The 20,196-nt window shown below is 53.9% G+C and carries 1 protein-coding gene (running past one end of the window); it reads left to right on the top strand.

From position 1 onward, the window contains the following. Positions 1–20,196 carry the 3' portion of an LEPR-XLL domain-containing protein gene (locus GO003_RS18180; protein ID WP_159656878.1) on the top strand. It extends 9,117 nt beyond the left edge of the window, so the window shows 20,196 of its 29,313 coding nt (coding positions 9,118–29,313); its start codon lies off the left edge, out of view; its stop codon occupies positions 20,194–20,196.

The raw sequence follows: 20,196 nt of genomic DNA, 5'->3' as shown, positions 1-20,196 counted from the left end.
GATTACGATCTGGATGCCAGTAACGTGGCCTATCTGGAAAAAGGCGACAAGGTCAGAATCAACAAGGGCGTACTGTCCGGCGATGTTTACGAATATGTACCGGATACCAGTTATACCTACACCTCTGCCAGCAGACCTACGGACGTAAATCCGGGCGACATGGTCAAGGTCGGTAACAAAGTCTATCGATTTAAATTTGATGAAAACGGCCTCTCCAACAGCACCGGCGTCGACCTAAGCACTCAAGATTACACCAGCGCCAATAGCGATTGGGAAGAGGTCACTATTGATTTCCGCGGTCAAGACTACAACAACACCGGTTTGTGGAAGCGGGTGGGCACCGACAAAGCACCTAACGATGTCGCTGCCTTTATTCGTAATTCCAGCATCACCCAAGCCGATGACGTGTCCGTGATTGCCTTGTCCGGCCAATCAATCAATGCCGGCGTTGGTGCAGGCTCGGCAGCCATATCCGGCGGCAGTAACGCCGCTGTTGGTATCAGCGGTGCCGGAGTCGGTAACGAAAATAAAATCGCCGCCAACGTGGTGGCCTATATCGATGGCAATGGCACCAATGCGGGTCCTATCACCGCCGACAGCCTGACCCTCAGTGCGCGGGATAACTCGGCGATCTTGGCCGATGCCGGCGCCGCTTCGATTGCCGGCGCTTTCGGCGGAACCGGCAGTGTGGCGGTTTCCATCGGTATATCGATCGCCCTTAATGACATCGATAATACCGTTGAAGCCTATATCATCGACAGCCCGACCGCTCCGCATTTGATCAGCACTACGGTGGGCGATATCAGTCTGACAACCGAAGAAGCCGCTTCAATTCGTGCGGTATCGGTTGCGGCCTCCTTTGCCGTTGCTTTTGGCTCCACCGTGGGTGTGGCAGTCAGCGGCGCCGGTGCGGTGGCTTTGAACGTCATCAATGGCGCAACCAATGCGTACCTACAAAATGCCTCAATCGACAGCAAACAGGATGTCATTTTACTGGCCAACAACTCAGCATCAATCATATCCACGGTGGTCGGCATCTCAGTTGCGGCCGGAGTCGGCGGCGCCGGCGCAGGCGTCGGGGTTTCGATCGGTGTCGCGGTGGCCATCAACCGGATCGGCGAATCCGGTAATCTACTGGAAGTCCAGGCTTACAGTGAAAATAGCAGTATCAAAGCGGGGGGCGACCTGAGCCTGACAGCGAATTCGGCGCAAACCATCGAAGCCGGGGTTGGTGCCGGTTCCGCAGCCGTTGCGGTTGGCGGTACCGTCGGTGTTGGCGTTGCCGGCGCCGGTGTGTATACCGAGAACAAAATCAAGGCGGCGGTCAAAGCCTATATTGACGGCGACGGTACCCTGGGTATCAGCGCCGATAACATATCCTTGAGCGCTACCGATGTATCCAACATTACCGCCCGGGCGGGCGCCGCGGCTTTATCGCTGTCGTTTGCCGGCACCGGCGCAGTTTCTATCTCTCTCGGTATTGCGCTGGCCAGAAACGATATCAGTAATATTATCGAAGCTAGCATCAGCAACGCCAACAACGGAGTTCTGGCGCGTAGCGGCAATGTCGCGTTGACTGCGAGCGAAACCGCCACGATTACGGTGGATTCAATTGCCGCTTCTTTGGCGGCCGGTTTCTCGCTTGTGGGAGTGGCTGTCGCAGGTGCGGGTGCCGACGGTATCAACCTGATCAACAATACCGTTCAGGCCTATATCGACGACAGTACGGTCGTGGCCGAGTCTGCGGAAGTGTTCGACTATGAGGCTTCTGCCACGCCGAATGAACTCCGCACCGGCAAAGTGGTGCGAGTTCCGTTTGGCGATGGCCATCTCTTGTTCCAATATATTGGCAGTAACCGCCTGGATCCCAATAACGAATTACCACCCATAGATCTTTCGGCCGAAAACTATAACGATGCTAGCAAATGGCTTTTAAAAAGTACCGCAAGCGATATTACAGTTGAAGCAAGCAGTTCAGCGACGATCACCAGTCTGGTTGGCGCGGTGGCCGCTGCCGTGGGTGGTGGCTTGATCGGTGCCGCCGGTTCGATCGGGGTGTCCGTATCCCGCAATCTGATCGGTTACGATTCGGCCGACGACGACACCGGCGGTGGCAATAAAGTCCTGGCCTATGTCACCGATTCCACCCTGACAGCATCTGGTAAAGTGCGGGTACAAGCCACCGCCACTGACCGCATCAGTGCAGAAGCCTTTGCCGGCTCGGTTGCGCTGAGCGTGGGCGTCGGTGCTCTGTCACTTGCCGGTAGCGGGGTGGAAATCACCAACAAAATGGGCACGGAAGTTCACGCCTATGTCAGCGACAGCAATGTGCTGGCTTTGGGCGACGTCACTGTCAAGGCCGTGTCCGACAGCATGGTCACCAAGGCCAAGGCCACAGGCGCTGCGGTTTCGGTCGCGATCGGCATCGGCGGCGGTGTGTCGATCGCCGCCTCCATCGTCAACAACGTGATTGCCAACGACGTCATGGCTTATCTGAGCGATAGCGATGGTAGCCATGCCATTATCAGTGGTAACGATGTCGAAGTACTGGCGGACGTCAGTCAAGCCAAAGTCGATGACATCAGTGCCGTGACCGCTTCGGTGTCCGCCGGTTTATTTGGCGCCAGCGGCGGCGGTGTTGAGTTGAATAACGTGGTCGATAACACTGTCTCGGCCACGATTGAGGGTGAGCTGGATGTTGTGGCGATGGGCGACGTGACTGTCAATGCCAGCGAACAAGCCGAGGTAGAAGCCGATGCCTCCAACGTGACCATCAGCGTCAGCTTGGGTGCGGCCTTGGGTGTATCCGTTATCGAAAACGAGCTGAAGAGCACGGTTCGCGCTGCTATCGAAGGGGCGAGCGTTAGCCGTCGCGCCCGAATTAACGCCACAAACATTGTTGTCAAAGCCGAGAGCGAAAACGATGCGACCAAAACCAAGTCGGTCGGCGTTTCCGGATCGCTGGTTGGGGTAACCGGCAACAGCGCTGAGGCGACCATCACGACTAGCGTGATAGCAGAGACCTCGAATGCAGAGTTGGTTGCAGAAGAGTTTGTGTCGATCTTGGCCAATGCTGATAACTATGCCCGCGCGGAATCCAACGGTGGTGCCTTCGGTTTGGGCGCGGTGGGTGCCATGGTTGCCGATATAGACCTCGGTCTAGGTGAGTCAGTCTACGAAGTGCAATCGACGGTGGGCGAAGGTTCTACCGTTACGGCGGGTACGCTGAACATCACGGCCTCCGGCACGGATGATCTGGTGGCGGAAAGCATTGCCGGGAGTGCCGCGGCTGTCTCTGCGACCGGCGCGCAAAGTGATGTGGACAGCGATTATGCAGCTCTGGCCCGCTTAGGGGATAACGTCGTGGTGGATGTCACCAGTTTCCTGATGACGTCCGCTTATAGTCAGGCATTCGATGCCCAAGCCGAGAACTATTCGGTCGCTTTGGCATCCGGGACCGGCGCGGGAATCAACAACGACATTACTACTAAAGCCAATGTCGAGGTGGGCACCGGTGCCAGGGTTACCGCCCGAGACATCGTGATCGATGCCAAAAATGAATTGGTCAAAGATGCCTTTGGCGATGCTGCCAATTTGCAATCGGGTTCTGCCAGCGTCGTCGGCTTGACCCTCCTGCTCAGCGACACTGACATCGGTACCAGCACCAATCCTTTCGAAGCCAAGGTTGATATTGGCAGTGGTGCAGTCTTGACCGCCACCGGTACCAATGCCAATCCGGGTGTGTTCCGTGTTGGCGCAGCAACTGACATACGCGCTGTGGATCGAAGCAAGTTGGAAAGTGTCTCCGGCTTCAACATATCGGCGATCGAGTCCAGAGTCGATACCGTCGCCAATGCTACGATCAACGTAACCGGGGCTACCCTGGAGAACAAATCTGGCGATCTGCAACTGACGACCCGTTCGGCCGGAGACGTCTCGGCTGGCGCCAATCTGATGATTATTTCGTTGGTCAGCGGCGCCGGTGCCGGTGCCTACAGTACCCAAAACGTCAATAACAGCATTAATGTCACCGACTCCACGCTGAAAGGGTCAGATGTGCAGCTTTACGCCGGTCGTAACAATATTGGTGTGCCAAATGTATTGTTGGGCTATGCCAATTCGCAAGTGCTTGCCATCTCGCTGGGCAGCATTGCGGTGCCGGTGGTAGCCGCCGACATTTATGAGAACAACACCATCAATCTGGCCGGCACCACGCAGCTGAAAGCGCTGGAGGATGTCAGTCTGTTGGCAGTCGAAGGCGTGGGTGAAGATAATCGCGCCAAAACCGATGCTGATGTATTGTCGTTGTCCTTCATTCCCTATGCGGTTAGCGTGCCCGATGGCGGTAATGTCACCAGCACCAATAAAGTGATTGTCGGTTCCGATGTATCGATTGAAGCCGGTATCAACAGTAGTGCGGTGATGCTGATTCGCGCGGTAAACGACACCCAAGCCAGCGCGCCGTTTGATGTCAGCCGGATAGGCACCTTACTGACGGCACAGGAAAAAACCGATCTAAATTTGCCAAACGACGTGACCTACGAGTATGGCGCCGTCAATCTGGATGAAATTCGCTTTACCGTGACTACCGGCACCATCGTCAAGGTCTTGACCGGCCATACCGCCGGTGGCGTGGTGGACAACTACTATCAATTCAAAAAGCAAACCAGCGGCGAAAACATCTTACTGGAGAAGGAAAACTACGCCGATACCAGCCGTTGGGAGGTGTTGACTACCGTTAAGCGCGATGCCAATTTGTTAACCGGTGCGCCCTACCGGCCAACCATCGCCGAAGTTGAAGCGAATGGATCGCCGTATTTCTTCTACACCACGGAAACGACTACTGCCTTGGCAGATCAGTTGGCAAATCAACTGTATGTCATCAAGCCAGTAACTGTAGATGCACCGCGCTTGTCCTATCGCAACCTGGGCACACTGTTATTCCAACAACGCGAAACCATTTTGGGCTGGATTGCCAGCCACTCCAGCAATGCAGAGGCCGTCGCCCGCTATGAAGTGCAACTGGCGGCATTGGATGACACGCTGAGAGATTTGGGTTTGCTTGAGGATGCCACCAACCCGGATAACGGGGTTACCCAACAAGTGGTAAACAAAAACCTAGATGCGCTGTTCATTGATTTGCCGTCCATCTATGCCGCGCCCGGCTCGGTATTTGTGGAAGGTGACGGCGTATACCGGACCGCGACCGACACAGTTGCGCTGCTGCCTTCGACGTTGATCGGCAGTCAAATCAAAGCTAACGGTGGAGCCAAAATCGAGATTGACAACCGTACCCCGTTTGCAATGACTTTGGCCGATACGGTGATTCGTGATAACAAACGTGTCGCCGTTGTCGATGGTGAGTACGTCACTCAACAAGCCGGCAATGTCTATCTCAATAATGTCTCGTTGACCACTGTCAACAATGCCAGCGCTAAAACCATTGAAATCAAGCAGAAAGCGCTCGATCCGTTGTCACGATATGACTTTAACGGTTTAGCCGTGCCCGATGTCGATCGCGGCCTGTATGTGGTCGGCGATGTGATCAACGAAGCGGGTAATGTCTCTATCAAGAATTTTGATGGCAGTATTAGCGTGTCAGGCGAAATTCGTGCGGCGTCGGTCACGATCGATGCCAAAACCGATTTTGCCTTGAATACCGAAGACTGGCTGCATACTAATCGCGACCCGCGCCAGTATATTGATTACGACAAGTTGGTTGCCGATACACAGACTCTGGGCAGTGGTTCCAAACTCCAATTTGCAAGCAGTGCTAACGTCACTTATCTGAATGATGCGTTTATTCCTGTCAATTTGAATCTGGATGATGCCATCAACGTCAATGAGTCGCGAATATTGGCCCAAGGCCGGATCAGCATCACCGCCCGTTATCTGAATGTCAATGGCCTGATTCAAAGCGGCGTGCAGACAGTCACGCTGCATGTTGCCGACACTTTTACCGCCAACCGAACCCAGTCCTTCCTGGACGATGACGGCAATGTGCTGGCGGGGATTAGCTTTGGCACCGACCGTGTGCCGGTCGACGGTTATTTTGACTACGAAAAACAAGCCATCGTGGTCGACGACATCATACCTACCGGCGGCGAAATCACTATCGCCGGCAAAATTCTCAGCACCGGGAACGGTCAGTTGAAGGTCGCCCACGGCTACACCAGCGTCGATATCGATAACGACAGCAAATACAAACTGATTCTTAACCGTATCGATACCTCCAAACCCCGCGATGGCATTATCACCATCATCGATTCGGTGGCGCAGACCAAAACCGAATACAAGATTGACGCTAATAAACTGGTCACCGAACGCGTCTATGAAGGCGAGTTGACGACAACACCTGATGATAATCAGGTATCACGCATCGTCTATACCTTGCAGGCCACGGCGACTTATAACCTGGGCGACAGCAATACTGCCGATGACTTGATTCAATATGGCAATCCTGCCAGCCCGGTTGCTTATGCCTTGGTCAATGGTGCAACCATGCCGGCTTTACTTTATAAGGGGCAGTTGTATGTCTGGGTAGAAGGCCAGGAATCTACCCGCACCGAGGTACGGGTTTATGAACAAAAAAGCTTCAACTTATTGGGCTTTGATTGGGACGGTTTGGTCAAGGACGACAGCTGGATTGATAGGGATATTTTCTACACCGACAAAACCCGGCTGTTGGAATCTGAAGTGGTTGGTGGTGCTAGCGGTTTGGCGCAAGTGCCTGGCTACGCAGTCGGTGACGCTTACACCCTGGCGTATGTGCAGGTCAACGACGAAGCGGTTAAAGTCACCCCTGGAATAACCACCGTAAAATATGTGGGTACAGATACTACTAAGGGCGTAACCGGAAATCGCTATCAACTGGATGCAACCAAGGTAACCGGCACCTTGGATTTGAAATTACCGGATCAGAATTTCCTGGATACCAATCTTTGGAAGAATGTAACCAGTGATACTTCAGCTGCTGATGTTGATTTTGACAGTGACTTTTTAAATTACACCTACACCTCCAACACCGAAACTTTTGGCGGCGGCTGGCTACGGGAAAAAACCGTCCGTACCACAACTACTACCGTGCAAGGCATCAAGGATTACTATACGCATACCTTGAAGGCCGATTATCCGATCAACATCGTGTTTGCCGAAGGCCCGGCCGAACCGTCTATCGTGATTCACAGTGTCAACGATGTGTTCATGCAGGGCAACATCATTTCACCCGATATAGACGATGTGCAAAACAGCATCAGCATCACGTCGGATAAAGGCTCCGTGTCCTCGGTGCCGGAAGTGGCAATTTTGGGTGTCAGCCCGACGATTCGCGCCGGTGACTTCGTGAATGTCAACATCGAAGGTAACAAGGGTGCGCTGGATGTGATAGCGGGTCTCGATACTGCCGATACCAAATCCGGCAAGTACATTGTTCTGAATGCGGTCAAGGACGCGTTCGAAGCCGATAGCATCAGCAGTTTTGTAATCAAGCAGGTGCTGACCGAAAAAGGCGATGTGCTGATCAATGCGCCGGAGGGTATCCGTGCCCAAAATGCCAGTGCGCTGGTCAAAGGCAATCTGGTGGAATTGAAAGCCAGCAAAGGCGCAATCGGCGCCGCCAACCTGGCGTTGACCATCGATTCCGATGTCTTGAAAAAAGGCGGCTTGGCGGCACTGGCCGAAGACAATATCCATATCAGCGAGAAAACCGGCGATCTGAAACTGGCACTTGCCAAGTCCTGGGAAGCCCAGGGCGCCGTGCATTCCACCACGGGCGATGTCAAACTCAGTACCCAAAGCGGTTCCATTCTCGATGCGGTGTACGAGCAGTTAAAACCCAAAACCGCTGAAGAAGTGGCAGCGTTAGCCGCAGCTGCGGATGCGACAGGTGCGGAAGCCTTGGCTGCAGCCGAAGCTGCGATCCGCTCGGAAGAATACGCCATTACCCAAAATTACCACAATTATTGGCTGTACTACCGTGGCGCCGTTCCTGGTGCTACACCCAGTGCCACGCTATCCATCGCCAGTATCGACGCGCAAACCAACCAAATTAATTTAGCCAGCGCTCACGGTCTGCAAACTGGCGACCGGGTGATCTTTAAAATGGGCCAAAATCCGACCATCACCAACTTGCTGGATGATTTTGCCTACTACGTGATCGTGGTGGATGCCAATACGATTCGATTGGCTGATAACCGCTACGATGCGGCGATTGCAGCGACGCCTAAGGCGTTTGATATAACCGTCAACAGCTTGAATGGGGTGGGCTCTGTATCGGTCACTGATCTGCAATTATTGCAATTCAGCTACACCGCAACCCGGCCTTATTCACCGGCGACTGTCGACGAGGCAGCGCGCTTCGATGAAATCGATGATGCCTACGGCAGCGGCAATTATGATGCGGATTTTGTCTATAAATATAGTCAGACCGAACGTGATGCCAAAATCGCTGCGCGTACTTTCAATGCGGCATCGCTGCAATACCCGCTGTCGGTGTCATTGATCAAATATCTGTATCCCGACCTGGAAATTCCAGCCGGTGTCAGCAGCGCGCCAATTACCACGGAGAGCGCCAATATCATCGGTCACCGAGTGACACTGTCTACCGTGGGTAGCAATACCCAAGTGGGCCGAATTTCAGGTGTCGTCACCATAGACATTCCAGTTAACGGTTTTGCCGGTATGACTACCGAACACCAAGAACTGTTGTCGCGGGCGACAGTGAGCGACATTATCTCGGTGCAACGAGATACCAACGGTCAGCCTGTCAAAGTTGTCGTGCGCTTGGTTGACGACATTGATATCGCCGCAGATGCCGATGTGAACAGCAACACCGCCGTGACGGTTGAAATCGACGCAGTTGCCGGCGTGGCTTTGCAAACCGATGCGGATTTGGATATTGATCATATCCGTTCCGGCGTCGGTGGTGATGTGCTGTTGCAGGTGGGTGGTGCGGTTACCGACATCAACACCTCAGCGGTTGCGGCGATTACCAGCTTCGGCGATTTAGGCATCCGGAGCGGTGGCAACGTCAGCGGACAGGGCACGCCAAAAAGTACGCTGCGTGTGCAAATTGCAGCGGATAAAGAGGTTAGTGCCGATGTCGGCGGCGAGTTGCGCTTGCGGCAAGTCGATGGCAGCGTCACTTTGTACGGTGTCACCAAAAACATCAGCGACTTGAATATCGACAATGTCCTGACCAGCACCGACGCCTTTATCGAAGTCATCCAGGGCAATCTGAATGTCGGATTGATCGAAGCTGGCGACGATATCGTGTTACAAGCCTATGTCGGTTCGATTCTGGACCGTGATACCGATGCGGCTGACTTGATAGCCGCAGGTGACGCGCTGCTTAAAGCCAGCTTGAATGTCGGTGCATCCGACAATTTCCTGGATGTGGACATTGCTGGCGTATTCAGTGCTCAAGTCGGTGGCAGCGTTTATCTGCATAGCTTGGATAAACATGATCTGACCATCGGCACCATCACCGCGGGCACGCTGGTGCATATCAATGCCGAACTGGCGATTGTCGACCAGCCTGAAGTGGGCGTACCGGATACCGACATTACTGCGGCAGATGCCATTGTGAATGCAGTTAATTCGGTCGGTAGCGCGGTCAATCCATTGGAAACCCAAATCAACCGTCTGGAAGCCGAGATCAGTGCCGGCGGTATCTGGCTGGATAACACTGGCAACCTGCAAATCGGCGGAATCAGTAGCCAAGTGGGTATTAAAGCCCTCACTACTGTCGACATTTCTGCCCTAGGTTCGATTACGGTAGCTGAAGCGATCGACACCGCCAATGGACCGGTGTTTTTGGATGCGTCTATTGATATTCTGGTCAATTCGGCAATCACCAGCGGCGGCGGTGCAGTGACACTCAAAGCCAAAGGCAACATCACGTTTAATGCCAGCGGTTCGATCGACACCGAAACCGGTTCGGCAACGGTAAGATTGCTGGCCGACTGGGATGGTAGCTCCGCCGATGGCAAAGCTAATGATGGCGGTGCCATCGCGATGACCGACGGCTCCTTTGTTGATGCCACCGACGGCCTGATCGATGTGGACGCAACCGGCAATATTGAGATCAGTTTGTTACGCACCACTACCGATGTGGCGGTTGATTCCAGCGCGGGTGCCATTTTGGATGCCTTCGAAGCGGTCAGCAATACGGACATCATGGCCAAAAACGCCTTCTTGAATGCTGCGCAGGGCATTGGAACAGACAGCAATCCGCTGGAAACCCTCCTGGCCCATTTGGAAGGAGATGGCGGGGCAGGCGGCATCTTTATTGAGAATGCCCAAGGGTTGGTGATCGGCGCCATCGTCAGTCAAGCCTTGCCTGGTGCCAGCACAAACAATGGTCTGCGTGCCAACCGCATGATTCGCGTCAGATCGGCTGGTTTCATGACGGTTGTTGAAAATATCGCTTCCGTCAATGATGACGTAATTCTGCAAGCCATCGATTCGGCGATTGTGACCGAATTGACGGCGCCGGATTTAAGCAAATATGTCACAGCTCTTGACGGTTCCCTTGAAGACGAAGACCTGATCGTCACCGACGGTGCGGATATCAGTGCCGGCCAAGTGGTTCGTTTGCTGGCTGGTGACGATATGCTGATTGATAGCAACAGCGTCGTCAGCGCCGGTATTCGTATCGAATTAAGCAGTGATTTTGAGGATGCCGATCCCGGTGTTGGCAGCCGTATCGATGTCTTGGGCAGTCTGGATTCTGTTACCAACGTGATCAGTGGTGGTCGGGATAACGATACCGTGTACCTGCAGCCGCTTGCTTTGCGTGGGCATACCCAGGTTTTGGGTGACCGCGATGGTTTGGCCGGTGGTGAAGATACCTTCATTCTTGACCAATTGCCTTCTATTGATACTACCCATGATCGCCCCAATCATGTCAAAGCCGACGGCAGTGATGGCGCGGTGCGCGACACCGTGGATCTCGATGGTCGTGGCGGCACCGACGTGTATGTCGTCAATATCACCAACGCGTTGAGCAGTTATCTGGTCAATGTGCACGATAGCGGTGCACCTGATGATGGTGTCGATACCCTGACCATCAACGGCACCGTGAATGGCGATGTGTTCTTGTTGCGTGAACGTTTCGTAGCGCTGCTCAGCAAAGACGGCAGTTTCGATAACGATGGCCGTCCTGGTTTCAAATCCGAACTGCAACGCATCAACTATGATCGCACCGTTAACGGACGCTTGACCGTCAACGGCGGCTTGGGTGATGACGAATTCTACATGGACGACAACAGCGCGATTACCACGTTGGATGGCGGCCAAGGCAAGGATTTGTTCCAGATTGGCCAGGTGTTCGGTACCAATCCGAACGGCTATGACTATGCCGATCCGAACCGCATCGATGATGTGCGCGTTGTGGCCAACGATGTGGACAACATCGACTTGACCGCAAATAGCGACGACATTGCCTTGACTCAAATCACTCGCGGCTGGTTGTCTCGCGGCGCCAGTTATGCGACGACAGTGTTTGGCGGCGAGCAGGGTGATACGTTCAACGTTTACAGCAACAAAGCCGTGTTGCGGCTGGAAGGCGAGGCCGGCAACGACAACTTCGTCATCCGCGCCTTCATCGCCGAGGACGACATCATCGCCAATGGCGGCAACGACGACGACCATTTTGAGTACAACATCAATGCCCCGCTCAGCATCAACGGCGGTGCCGGGTTTGATACAGTGACCGTACTGGGTACCGAACGCGACGACAGCTTCATTGTCACCGCTGACGGCATCTTCGGTGCCGGTTTGTCGGTGCGTCTGGATGGGGTGGAAGAGTCGGTGGAAGTCGATGGCCTGGAAGGCAACGATCAATTCTTCATCCTCAGCACCCGCGACAATGTGGTCACTACGGTGATTGGCGGTTTGGGAAGTGATACCTTCAATGTTGCTGGCGATGTTACCGCTCAGGTGATCAGTCAGGATTTGAACGGTCGCAGCTCTGTGATTAATCATGGCGCGGCCAGTGTTGATAACAACTACAACCAGTTGTTGGTGGATGGTATTGCGGTGACCATCGCCGATCAGACCCAGGGTAAAGTGGTCATCGACGAAACTGGCGGTGCGACTTCCGGCTATACCGAGTTGCTGGAAGATGTCGCCGGCTTTATTGATAGCTACAGTATTTCGCTGATTGCGCCTCTTACTGGCTTGGATAACAGCACTATCGGTTATTTGACCGTATCGGCGGCGTTGTCTTCATCGGCCGATCGCCGTTTGAACACACGTAATGCAATTAACGATCCGTTGCCTGCTGATGCACCGCATGAAGCTGAATCGGTGTTGATTTCGCTGGACGGCGTCAATTACAGCAGTGCTGCAGTGATCAAGTTTACCCAGGCTGATTGGGAATCGGCCCGGACTGTGTTCGTCAAAGCCGCGCATGACGACGCCATCGAAGGCGAGCGCAAAGTCATGATCAGCCATAGCCTACAAATCGTCAGCAACAACGCCGGCGATATTGCCGCTTACGATAACGTGGCGATACGCAATGTCGAAGCCAAGGTGGTGGATGACGATCTGGGCAGTTTGATCGTACTGGAAAGCGGCGGTTCGACGCGCGTATTGGAAGGCGGTAACGTCACCGATACCTCGGGTAATAGCATTGGCAACAGCGCCATCGATGACACCTATACCGTGCAGTTATCGGTTCAGCCGCAACCCGGCGAACTGGTGACGGTCAGTTTGGCGTTCGACAGCAACCAAATCCAGGTTTTCGAGGGCAATACCCAGGTTACCAGTCTGACCTTCGATGCGAATAACTGGAACAGCTCACGCACACTGACAGTGAAAGCGGTCAATGACGCGGTACGCGAGAACAGTATCATAACCCGCATCACTCATGGTTTTAGCAGCACTGATGTTAACTCGGTCTATGCCAATGCGCCCAGTGCTGAAGTCGCGGTCAGCGTGGTCGATAACGACACGGCCAAAGTGCTGGTCACCGAAACCGACGGCAGTACTCGTCTGGTGCAAGGCCAAGCCGGCGACAGTTACAGCTTGCGGTTGGTCAGTCAACCGGCAGGCGAAGTGACTGTGAACTTGTATGGCGACGGCCAAACCCGATTTGTCAGTAACCCGCGCGTATTCCTTAACAATTTGGGTGGCGCGCAAAGGCTGGCTGTCTATTTTGTGGACGGCGGCACGGCTGCGGACAGCATCCAACGCAGCGATGGCGGCAGTTGGTTAGCCGACGGATTCCGGGTAGGCAGTTTGTTCCAAATCAATGGCGCAGGGGATGTATATAAAGTCAATTCACTGACGGCGTCGACTTTGACTTTAACCACCAACGCGCAATTAAGTACTGGCAATCAAGCTAGCGTCAGCATTCAACGCAAAACACCGGCCGTCAATTTCGACGCCAGCAATTGGTTCCATGAATTATCCATTGGCGTTGAAATTGACGACTACTTCGTCCCCGATCCTGAACAGCAGTTCGTAAGACAGGAGCCGGTGCGCGAGCACACCGTGAACAGCATCGCAGGTCCGTTGATCATTGAAGGCGGCGTAACCGAAGGTAAAGACCGTTCTATCAAGCCGGCGGTCATGTTACCGACAGAATCAACCGCAATGCCTAAAACGATTGAATTGGATATTGATGAAACCAAGCAGGCCGATCGTTTGAATGTGTTCAACGATTCCAGTCGGGCTGACGACATCGGTAAAATGCAGGCGGTGACTTTGGATGCGAACGCCCAAACCATCGTCAAGCTGGGCAATGCCATTAATATTTCCGGGCTGGGCATGCGTCCGGGTAGCGATGGCTACAGCACCTCATTGACTCTGGATATCAGCGAAGCGCAAGACGGTTCGCAGCCAGCGGAGTTTTTCGGCGGTATTACCTTCGACGATATTGAAGTCACCGACATTATGCTCGGCCAAGGTAATGATACGTTCAATATATCCGCAACCAGTGCCGGCACACCGGGCGCCAGCGACAAGGTGGTGACTGTTGTGCATGGCGGCGGCAATACCTTGCTGGCCAACAATGGCCAAATGGGTGGCGATAACATCGTTATCACGGGCGGTGGCGGTGTCAATTCACCGCTGGTGATCTTCGGCGATACCAGCCAGGACGGCACTCGTTACGATTCGCGTCCCGATCTGGGCGCCTTTACCGGTAACGCCGTATCCTTCCTCAATGCCGGTCACGACATCATCGATGCACGTGCCGCACAGGGCGGGGTAACCATCTACGGCGGCGCGGGCGACGACGTGATTTGGGGCAGCCAGGGTGATGATCATCTGGCCGGTGGCTCAGGTGATGACGAAATTCACGGCCAAGGCGGCCTGGATCATATCTACGGGGACTCCGGCTTCAATCTGGATTATGCCGTGGTCGGTGAGAGCAACGGACCGCACACCGTGGCGCGTCTGTTGACGGTACCGACTGTCGATATCAGCCGCAATTACACTCGAGACAGTTTGCTGGCTGGCAGCGATACTTTGTATGGCGATGACGGCGATGACATCATCTTCGGCGATCACGGCGTGATCGAACAAACCGCTGGTACCTTGCGTCTTCTAACCACCGGAAATGTCACCCGCATCGCTACAGATCAACCCAAAAATGGCCAAGCCGACATCATCGGCGGCGGTAGCGGTTATAACCGTATCCTCGGCGGTTTGGGGGGCGACATCATTTCAGGCGGTAACGACGGCAACCTGATCTTTGGCGATCATGGCTTCATCGATTACATCGAATTCGACGGTGATTTGACCGATATCGATGTCATCGAAAGTATCGATTTCGATAACGGCGGCATTGATAGCATTACGACCGGAAGCGGTAACGATATTATTTTGGGTGGAACTTCCGGTGATCTGATCGATGCAGGCCAAGGACATAACATCGTCTTCGGCGACCACGGTCGAATTCTGTCCGCTTTTGCGGTCAATGGCTCGGATGATTTAGATGATTTAGTGGCGAGACTGGACAATCATCCGGTTTCATTGGGCAGAATCGAAACGATTGCACCAATAATGGGTGGCGATGACACGATCATCACCAGCCAAGGCCGCGACATCATTCTCGGCGGTTTCGGCGACGATTTGATCTTTGCTTATGGCGCAGTAATGAGCGCAGTCGGTTTGAGCCCGAATTCGTCTGCAAAAGACTTGGATAAGAATAATCTGGTCATTGGCGACAACGGTTACATCGATTATGTCAAAGCAGACAATGATGCTCGCGACATCGATGAAATCGCTTCGACCGAAGTCGATAAAGGCGGCCAGGATACGATCTACGTCGGCGATGCCAACGACATCGTGATCGGCGGTGCCGATGCCGATGAGATAGACGACGGCAACGGTTTTGCGGTCATCATCGCCGATAGCGGTATCTTGACTTCGATGGATGGCTACGATGCCGCTTCGGCATTCTCCGCGCATCCTTTCATGTTGGGCTGTTTCAAAACCCTCGTTTCGCTGAACGACGGCAGTGACACCATCGTCTCCGGTGCCGGCGGCTCTGTGATCTTCGGAGGCTTGGGCAATGATGTCATCTATGCAGGTGAAGGTAACGATCTGGTCTTCGGTGAATACGGTGAGGTGTGTACGGACCTAGTCAAAGAAGGCTGTGCATGTGAGCCGTTCGTGTTTACCGATCAAAATGACAATTCTTATGGCGCTTTCGGATTCAGAACGATCGATACGAATGTAACCGGTGAGTTCAACGATACGATATTTGGCGAAGGCGGTAACGATATCATTCTCGGCCAACAAGGCGACGATCTGGTCTACGGCGGTCACGGTGATGACATCTTGATCGGCGGTCACAATGTGGCGGGCGGTTTGGATGGCAACGACCGCATCGACGGCGGAGCCGGCAATGACGCAATCGCGGGTGACAATGCCGAAATCTGTTACCGTGAAGATCATCTGGATCCCCGTATGCGCGCGCTGTTGGGTACCGCGATGTATAGCATCACCGGCCAAAACGACGGACGGGCGCTGGTCGTCCCTCTGGAAACCGGACATAACGGCGCACCGATACCGCTTTATGCCGATCCACGCAGCACCAGTCAATACAAAATCGTGTTGCTCGATCATGCCGATACGACGTCGAATCTGTTTTACGGAAATGACTACATCGCCGGCGGAGCAGGCGAGGACGAGATATTCGGTCAACTCGGCAATGACGTGATTCAGGGCGATGGCACCATCGGCATGGCGGTGGACAGCAGCGCAGAGCAGCTCGCGGCGGCACAGTTGAGCCTGGTGCGCAGCAACGGCAGCTTCTATGAGCTGCCCGAGGACTTCACTAATTTCGGCGGCGGACGTTCCGCGCCGCTCGGCCTCGATGGCATCGGCGAGCTGAGCGTGCGCGCCAGCTTCGAGGGCTTGTACGACGGTGATGACTACATCGAAGGCAACGGCGGAAACGACGTGATCTTCGGCAACCGGGGTCAGGATGACCTGATTGGCGGAAGTTCCAATTTATTCGGTTTGTTTGACGCGTCACAACGTTCCGACGGCAGCGATCTGATATTCGGCGGTGCCGGAACCCGGATCGATCGAAACGACATTGGTGATGCGACCAGCGCGAAAACACCAGGGCTGCCTTCCGCTTATGCGAATGACCTGATCGTGACCAATGCCGGAGCCCATGCTCATGACGCGGATGTAATCATCGGCGACAACGGTCTGATCTTCCGTTTGGTGGGTATCAACGGCGCTCAACGCGGTAACGGCAATGTCTTTGAATCCGGCGTGCGCAGCACCGGCGGTTATCTCAACTTCAACTACGACTCTTACGGTTCTGCCGCACAGGGTTATGGCAGCGACGGAAATAATGCCACCTATGACTACATTGTGGTCAGAACGGTCGAGTTCCTGGACTACCATGAAGGCGGTATCGATATTCACTCAGATGCCGTCAATGACCGCGGCGCCGGTGACGAAATTCACGGTGAAGCCGGAGATGACACGATTTACGGCATGAAAGGCAATGACCTGTTGTACGGCCATGGTCAGGACGATGATCTGATCGGTGGCTACGGTAACGATTGGATCTCGGGCGGAACCGGTGACGATGGCGTGATCGGCGACGACGGTCGTTTCATCGTGAGCCGCAACGCCACGACTTATGGGGAACCCTTGTACGGTGTCGTTGCTTTGTTGCCCGATAACGGCGACACCAGGACCTTCAACGGCAATATGATGAACGAAGCCATTGCGACGCCGGGAAGCATTCAACAGGCAGTCGTCAATGTCGCTGGCGAACTGAAAAAGGCCGTCAATTTAACTCCGTTCAGTTTCGATCCCAACTTTAACGGTGATTGGGACGAGTTTACGACCGTCAATCGCAAAACCGTCGATGACCAGGGACTTCCCGGAGCTCCTAATGCCAACGACATCATTTTTGGCGGATTGGGTAATGATTGGCTGCATGGCGGTTCGGGCGATGATGCGATTCTGGGGGGGGAGGCGTTAAGTCTGGCCTACACGCAAGTTTATAATGAACAGGGGCAACTGACAGGCGTCACGCGCAGTGATTTCTTCCGTCCTTATAATCAGGGTGATGTTTTGGCTTACAATCCAGAGGATCCGGATGGCTGGCACTTCGATAGTACCCGCCGCGCCGGCGAGTTCGCCCTGTACGACGAGTATGATCCGTTGCGTAAAATTACGCTCAATGCGGACGGCACCGCCAATAAAACCAACCAAGGCGGATTGGAATGGTTCCTTAACTTCTCCGCCACCGAAGGTAGCTATGTTCCAGCCGGTACGATCAATACCAACGGCAATCAGGCGACCAGCTATGTGCAAGCTTGGAATGACGGAAACGACAAGATCTTCGGCGACACCGGTAATGATTGGTTGGTCGGCGGCACCGGCAAAGACAATCTGTATGGCGGTTTCGGCAACGATCTACTCAATGCTGACGATGATCATCGGACCAATGAAGGACTGAATAACCAACCCGATACGCAACCCAGTTATGAGGACCGTGCTTTCGGTGGCGCCGGCCGCGACGTACTGATCGGTAACACCGGCGGGGACCGCTTGATCGATTGGGTCGGCGAGTTCAATAGCTACCTGGTGCCGTTTGCACCGTTCGGCATGGCGACTGTCAGTCGAACGCTGCAACCGCAATTGGCTGAATTCCTGTACACCTTGAGTGCCAGCGACGGCGCCGATCCGACACGCGCTGCCGATACCGGAGCCGATGCGGCACGCAATGGTGAGCCGGAAGGTGAACTGGGTTTGATTCGTCAGAAAGATTTTGCCTGGCAGTCTCAAACCGGTGCGCCAGCCGATCCTCAAGCCGGCAATATTCCCGGCGGCAAACGCGATGTTTTACGTACCGCTAATTTCAATGACGGACAGTTGCAAGGGTTGGCAGCCGATAGCGGTACTTGGGAAGTCAACGGCGGTGTGTTGCGTATCGCTGCTACGTCGAATCAGAACGATGCGGTATCGGTCTATCATGTGGGTGACGCGCTACCCATCTACTACGAATTACAGGCAAGGATTCAGGTTATCAAGCCTACTGGTGGGTGGAAAGCGAACAGCTATGTGATCTTCGATTACCAAAGTCCGACCGATTTCAAGTTTGCCGGTTTGAACGTATCGACCAACAAGCTGGAGATCGGCCAACGCACGGCGGCAGGATGGCAAGTGTTGAGTCAATCCTCTGTGCAGGGCGGTGTCAAGGACAATACCTGGTATAACCTGACATTGTCGGTCAACGGGCTTACTGCCACGCTGGTCGTCGACAACAAAACCACGTTTAGTCATACCTTCCAACCAACCGTCATCGATGGCTGGAGCTATGCGTTGAACTGGGGATTGGTAGGCTTTGGCTCCGACCGGTCGCGTGGCGCCATGGATAACATTTCGGTACAAGTCTTGCCGCCGGCCGTCACGGCCGTTCGAACAGAGGACTTTGCAACCGGAGTCGGTGAAATGGTAACAGGCGATGCGGATTCGCGTCTGGGAACCTGGAACGCAACGGCCGGACGTCTCATAGGTGCGCCGTTGACCGCGAATGCTACTGCCATTCAATTGTTGAACTTGTCTGGCGTCACGCAGATGTCAGCCACTTCTCTACTTGAGTTGAACACGACATTCAATACGACAGGTCGGTCCGGTATCGTGTTCGATCGCTACAGCGACACCGACTTCAAGTTTGCTGCGGTCGATGTCATATCGAAGCAAGTGATGATCGGTCACCGTTCGGCTTCGGGCTGGAAGATCGATGCCGCTGTCAGCAACCTTAGCCTGACTGCGGGTACCGATTACAAACTCGGTATCTCGATCAAGGGGGCGACGGTCAGCCTGTCGCTGAACGATCAGGCGGCAGTTGGATTTGTGTTCAATGCGGTGGGTACTGATGGTCGATTCGGTCTGTTTACACACAGCGTCACATCGAGTTTCGACTCAGTGATGGTCAAAACCAATGATCCAAGAGTGCCGGCAAACAATCTGCAAGCGACCGTTGCGCCCGATTTTGTTTCGCAAAATACGGTTTCTTCGATTGCACAGGATGATATCGCACCCATTCTGGCCGAGGCTAAACGTCGCTGGGCGGCATCGGGATTGCTTGATGACGAATTACTGGCTCGTTTGAATACGATTACCGTTCGACTGGAAGACTTTGGCGGATTGATTTTGGCTCAACAAGACGTTAACACGCTTCATATTGACCTTGATGCCGCCGGCTGGGGCTGGTTTGTCGATCCGACGGCTGATAAAAATGAAGAGTATCGCCGGAATTCCGACGGAACCTTGTCTGCCAAAAAGAATAACGATGCATCCGGAAAAATGGACTTGCTGACGGTTGTGATGCATGAAATGGGTCACATATTGGGTTATGATCATGGAACGGAAATCAAGGGTCAAATCGAGCTGATGGATTCCACATTGTCGGTAGGTGTGCGTGAGTTGCTCAACTCAACCAGCATCAGTTATTTCGATGAGGATGCCGGCTCGTTCGTCAAGGCTGAAAAGCAAAACGATCAGGTTGAAAACAATAGGCAGCGTGGAGATTTTCTAATCATTACTGATGCGAATTCCAAAAAACCACGGCAAATGTTATACGATTTCACGATGGCTGATGACGATCAGGATCATGCATCAGATTCTGAAAAACAGGCTGATGAAACGAAAAGTCTGAAAGCCAAATTGAAGAAAATGGCCGGACGGATGAGTTGGAAAAAATAG

This window comes from Methylicorpusculum oleiharenae (assembly GCF_009828925.2).
Lineage (GTDB): Bacteria > Pseudomonadota > Gammaproteobacteria > Methylococcales > Methylomonadaceae > Methylicorpusculum > Methylicorpusculum oleiharenae.
The sequence above is the reverse complement of the archived record's forward strand: the minus strand, read 5'-3'. Positions and strand labels throughout refer to the sequence as shown.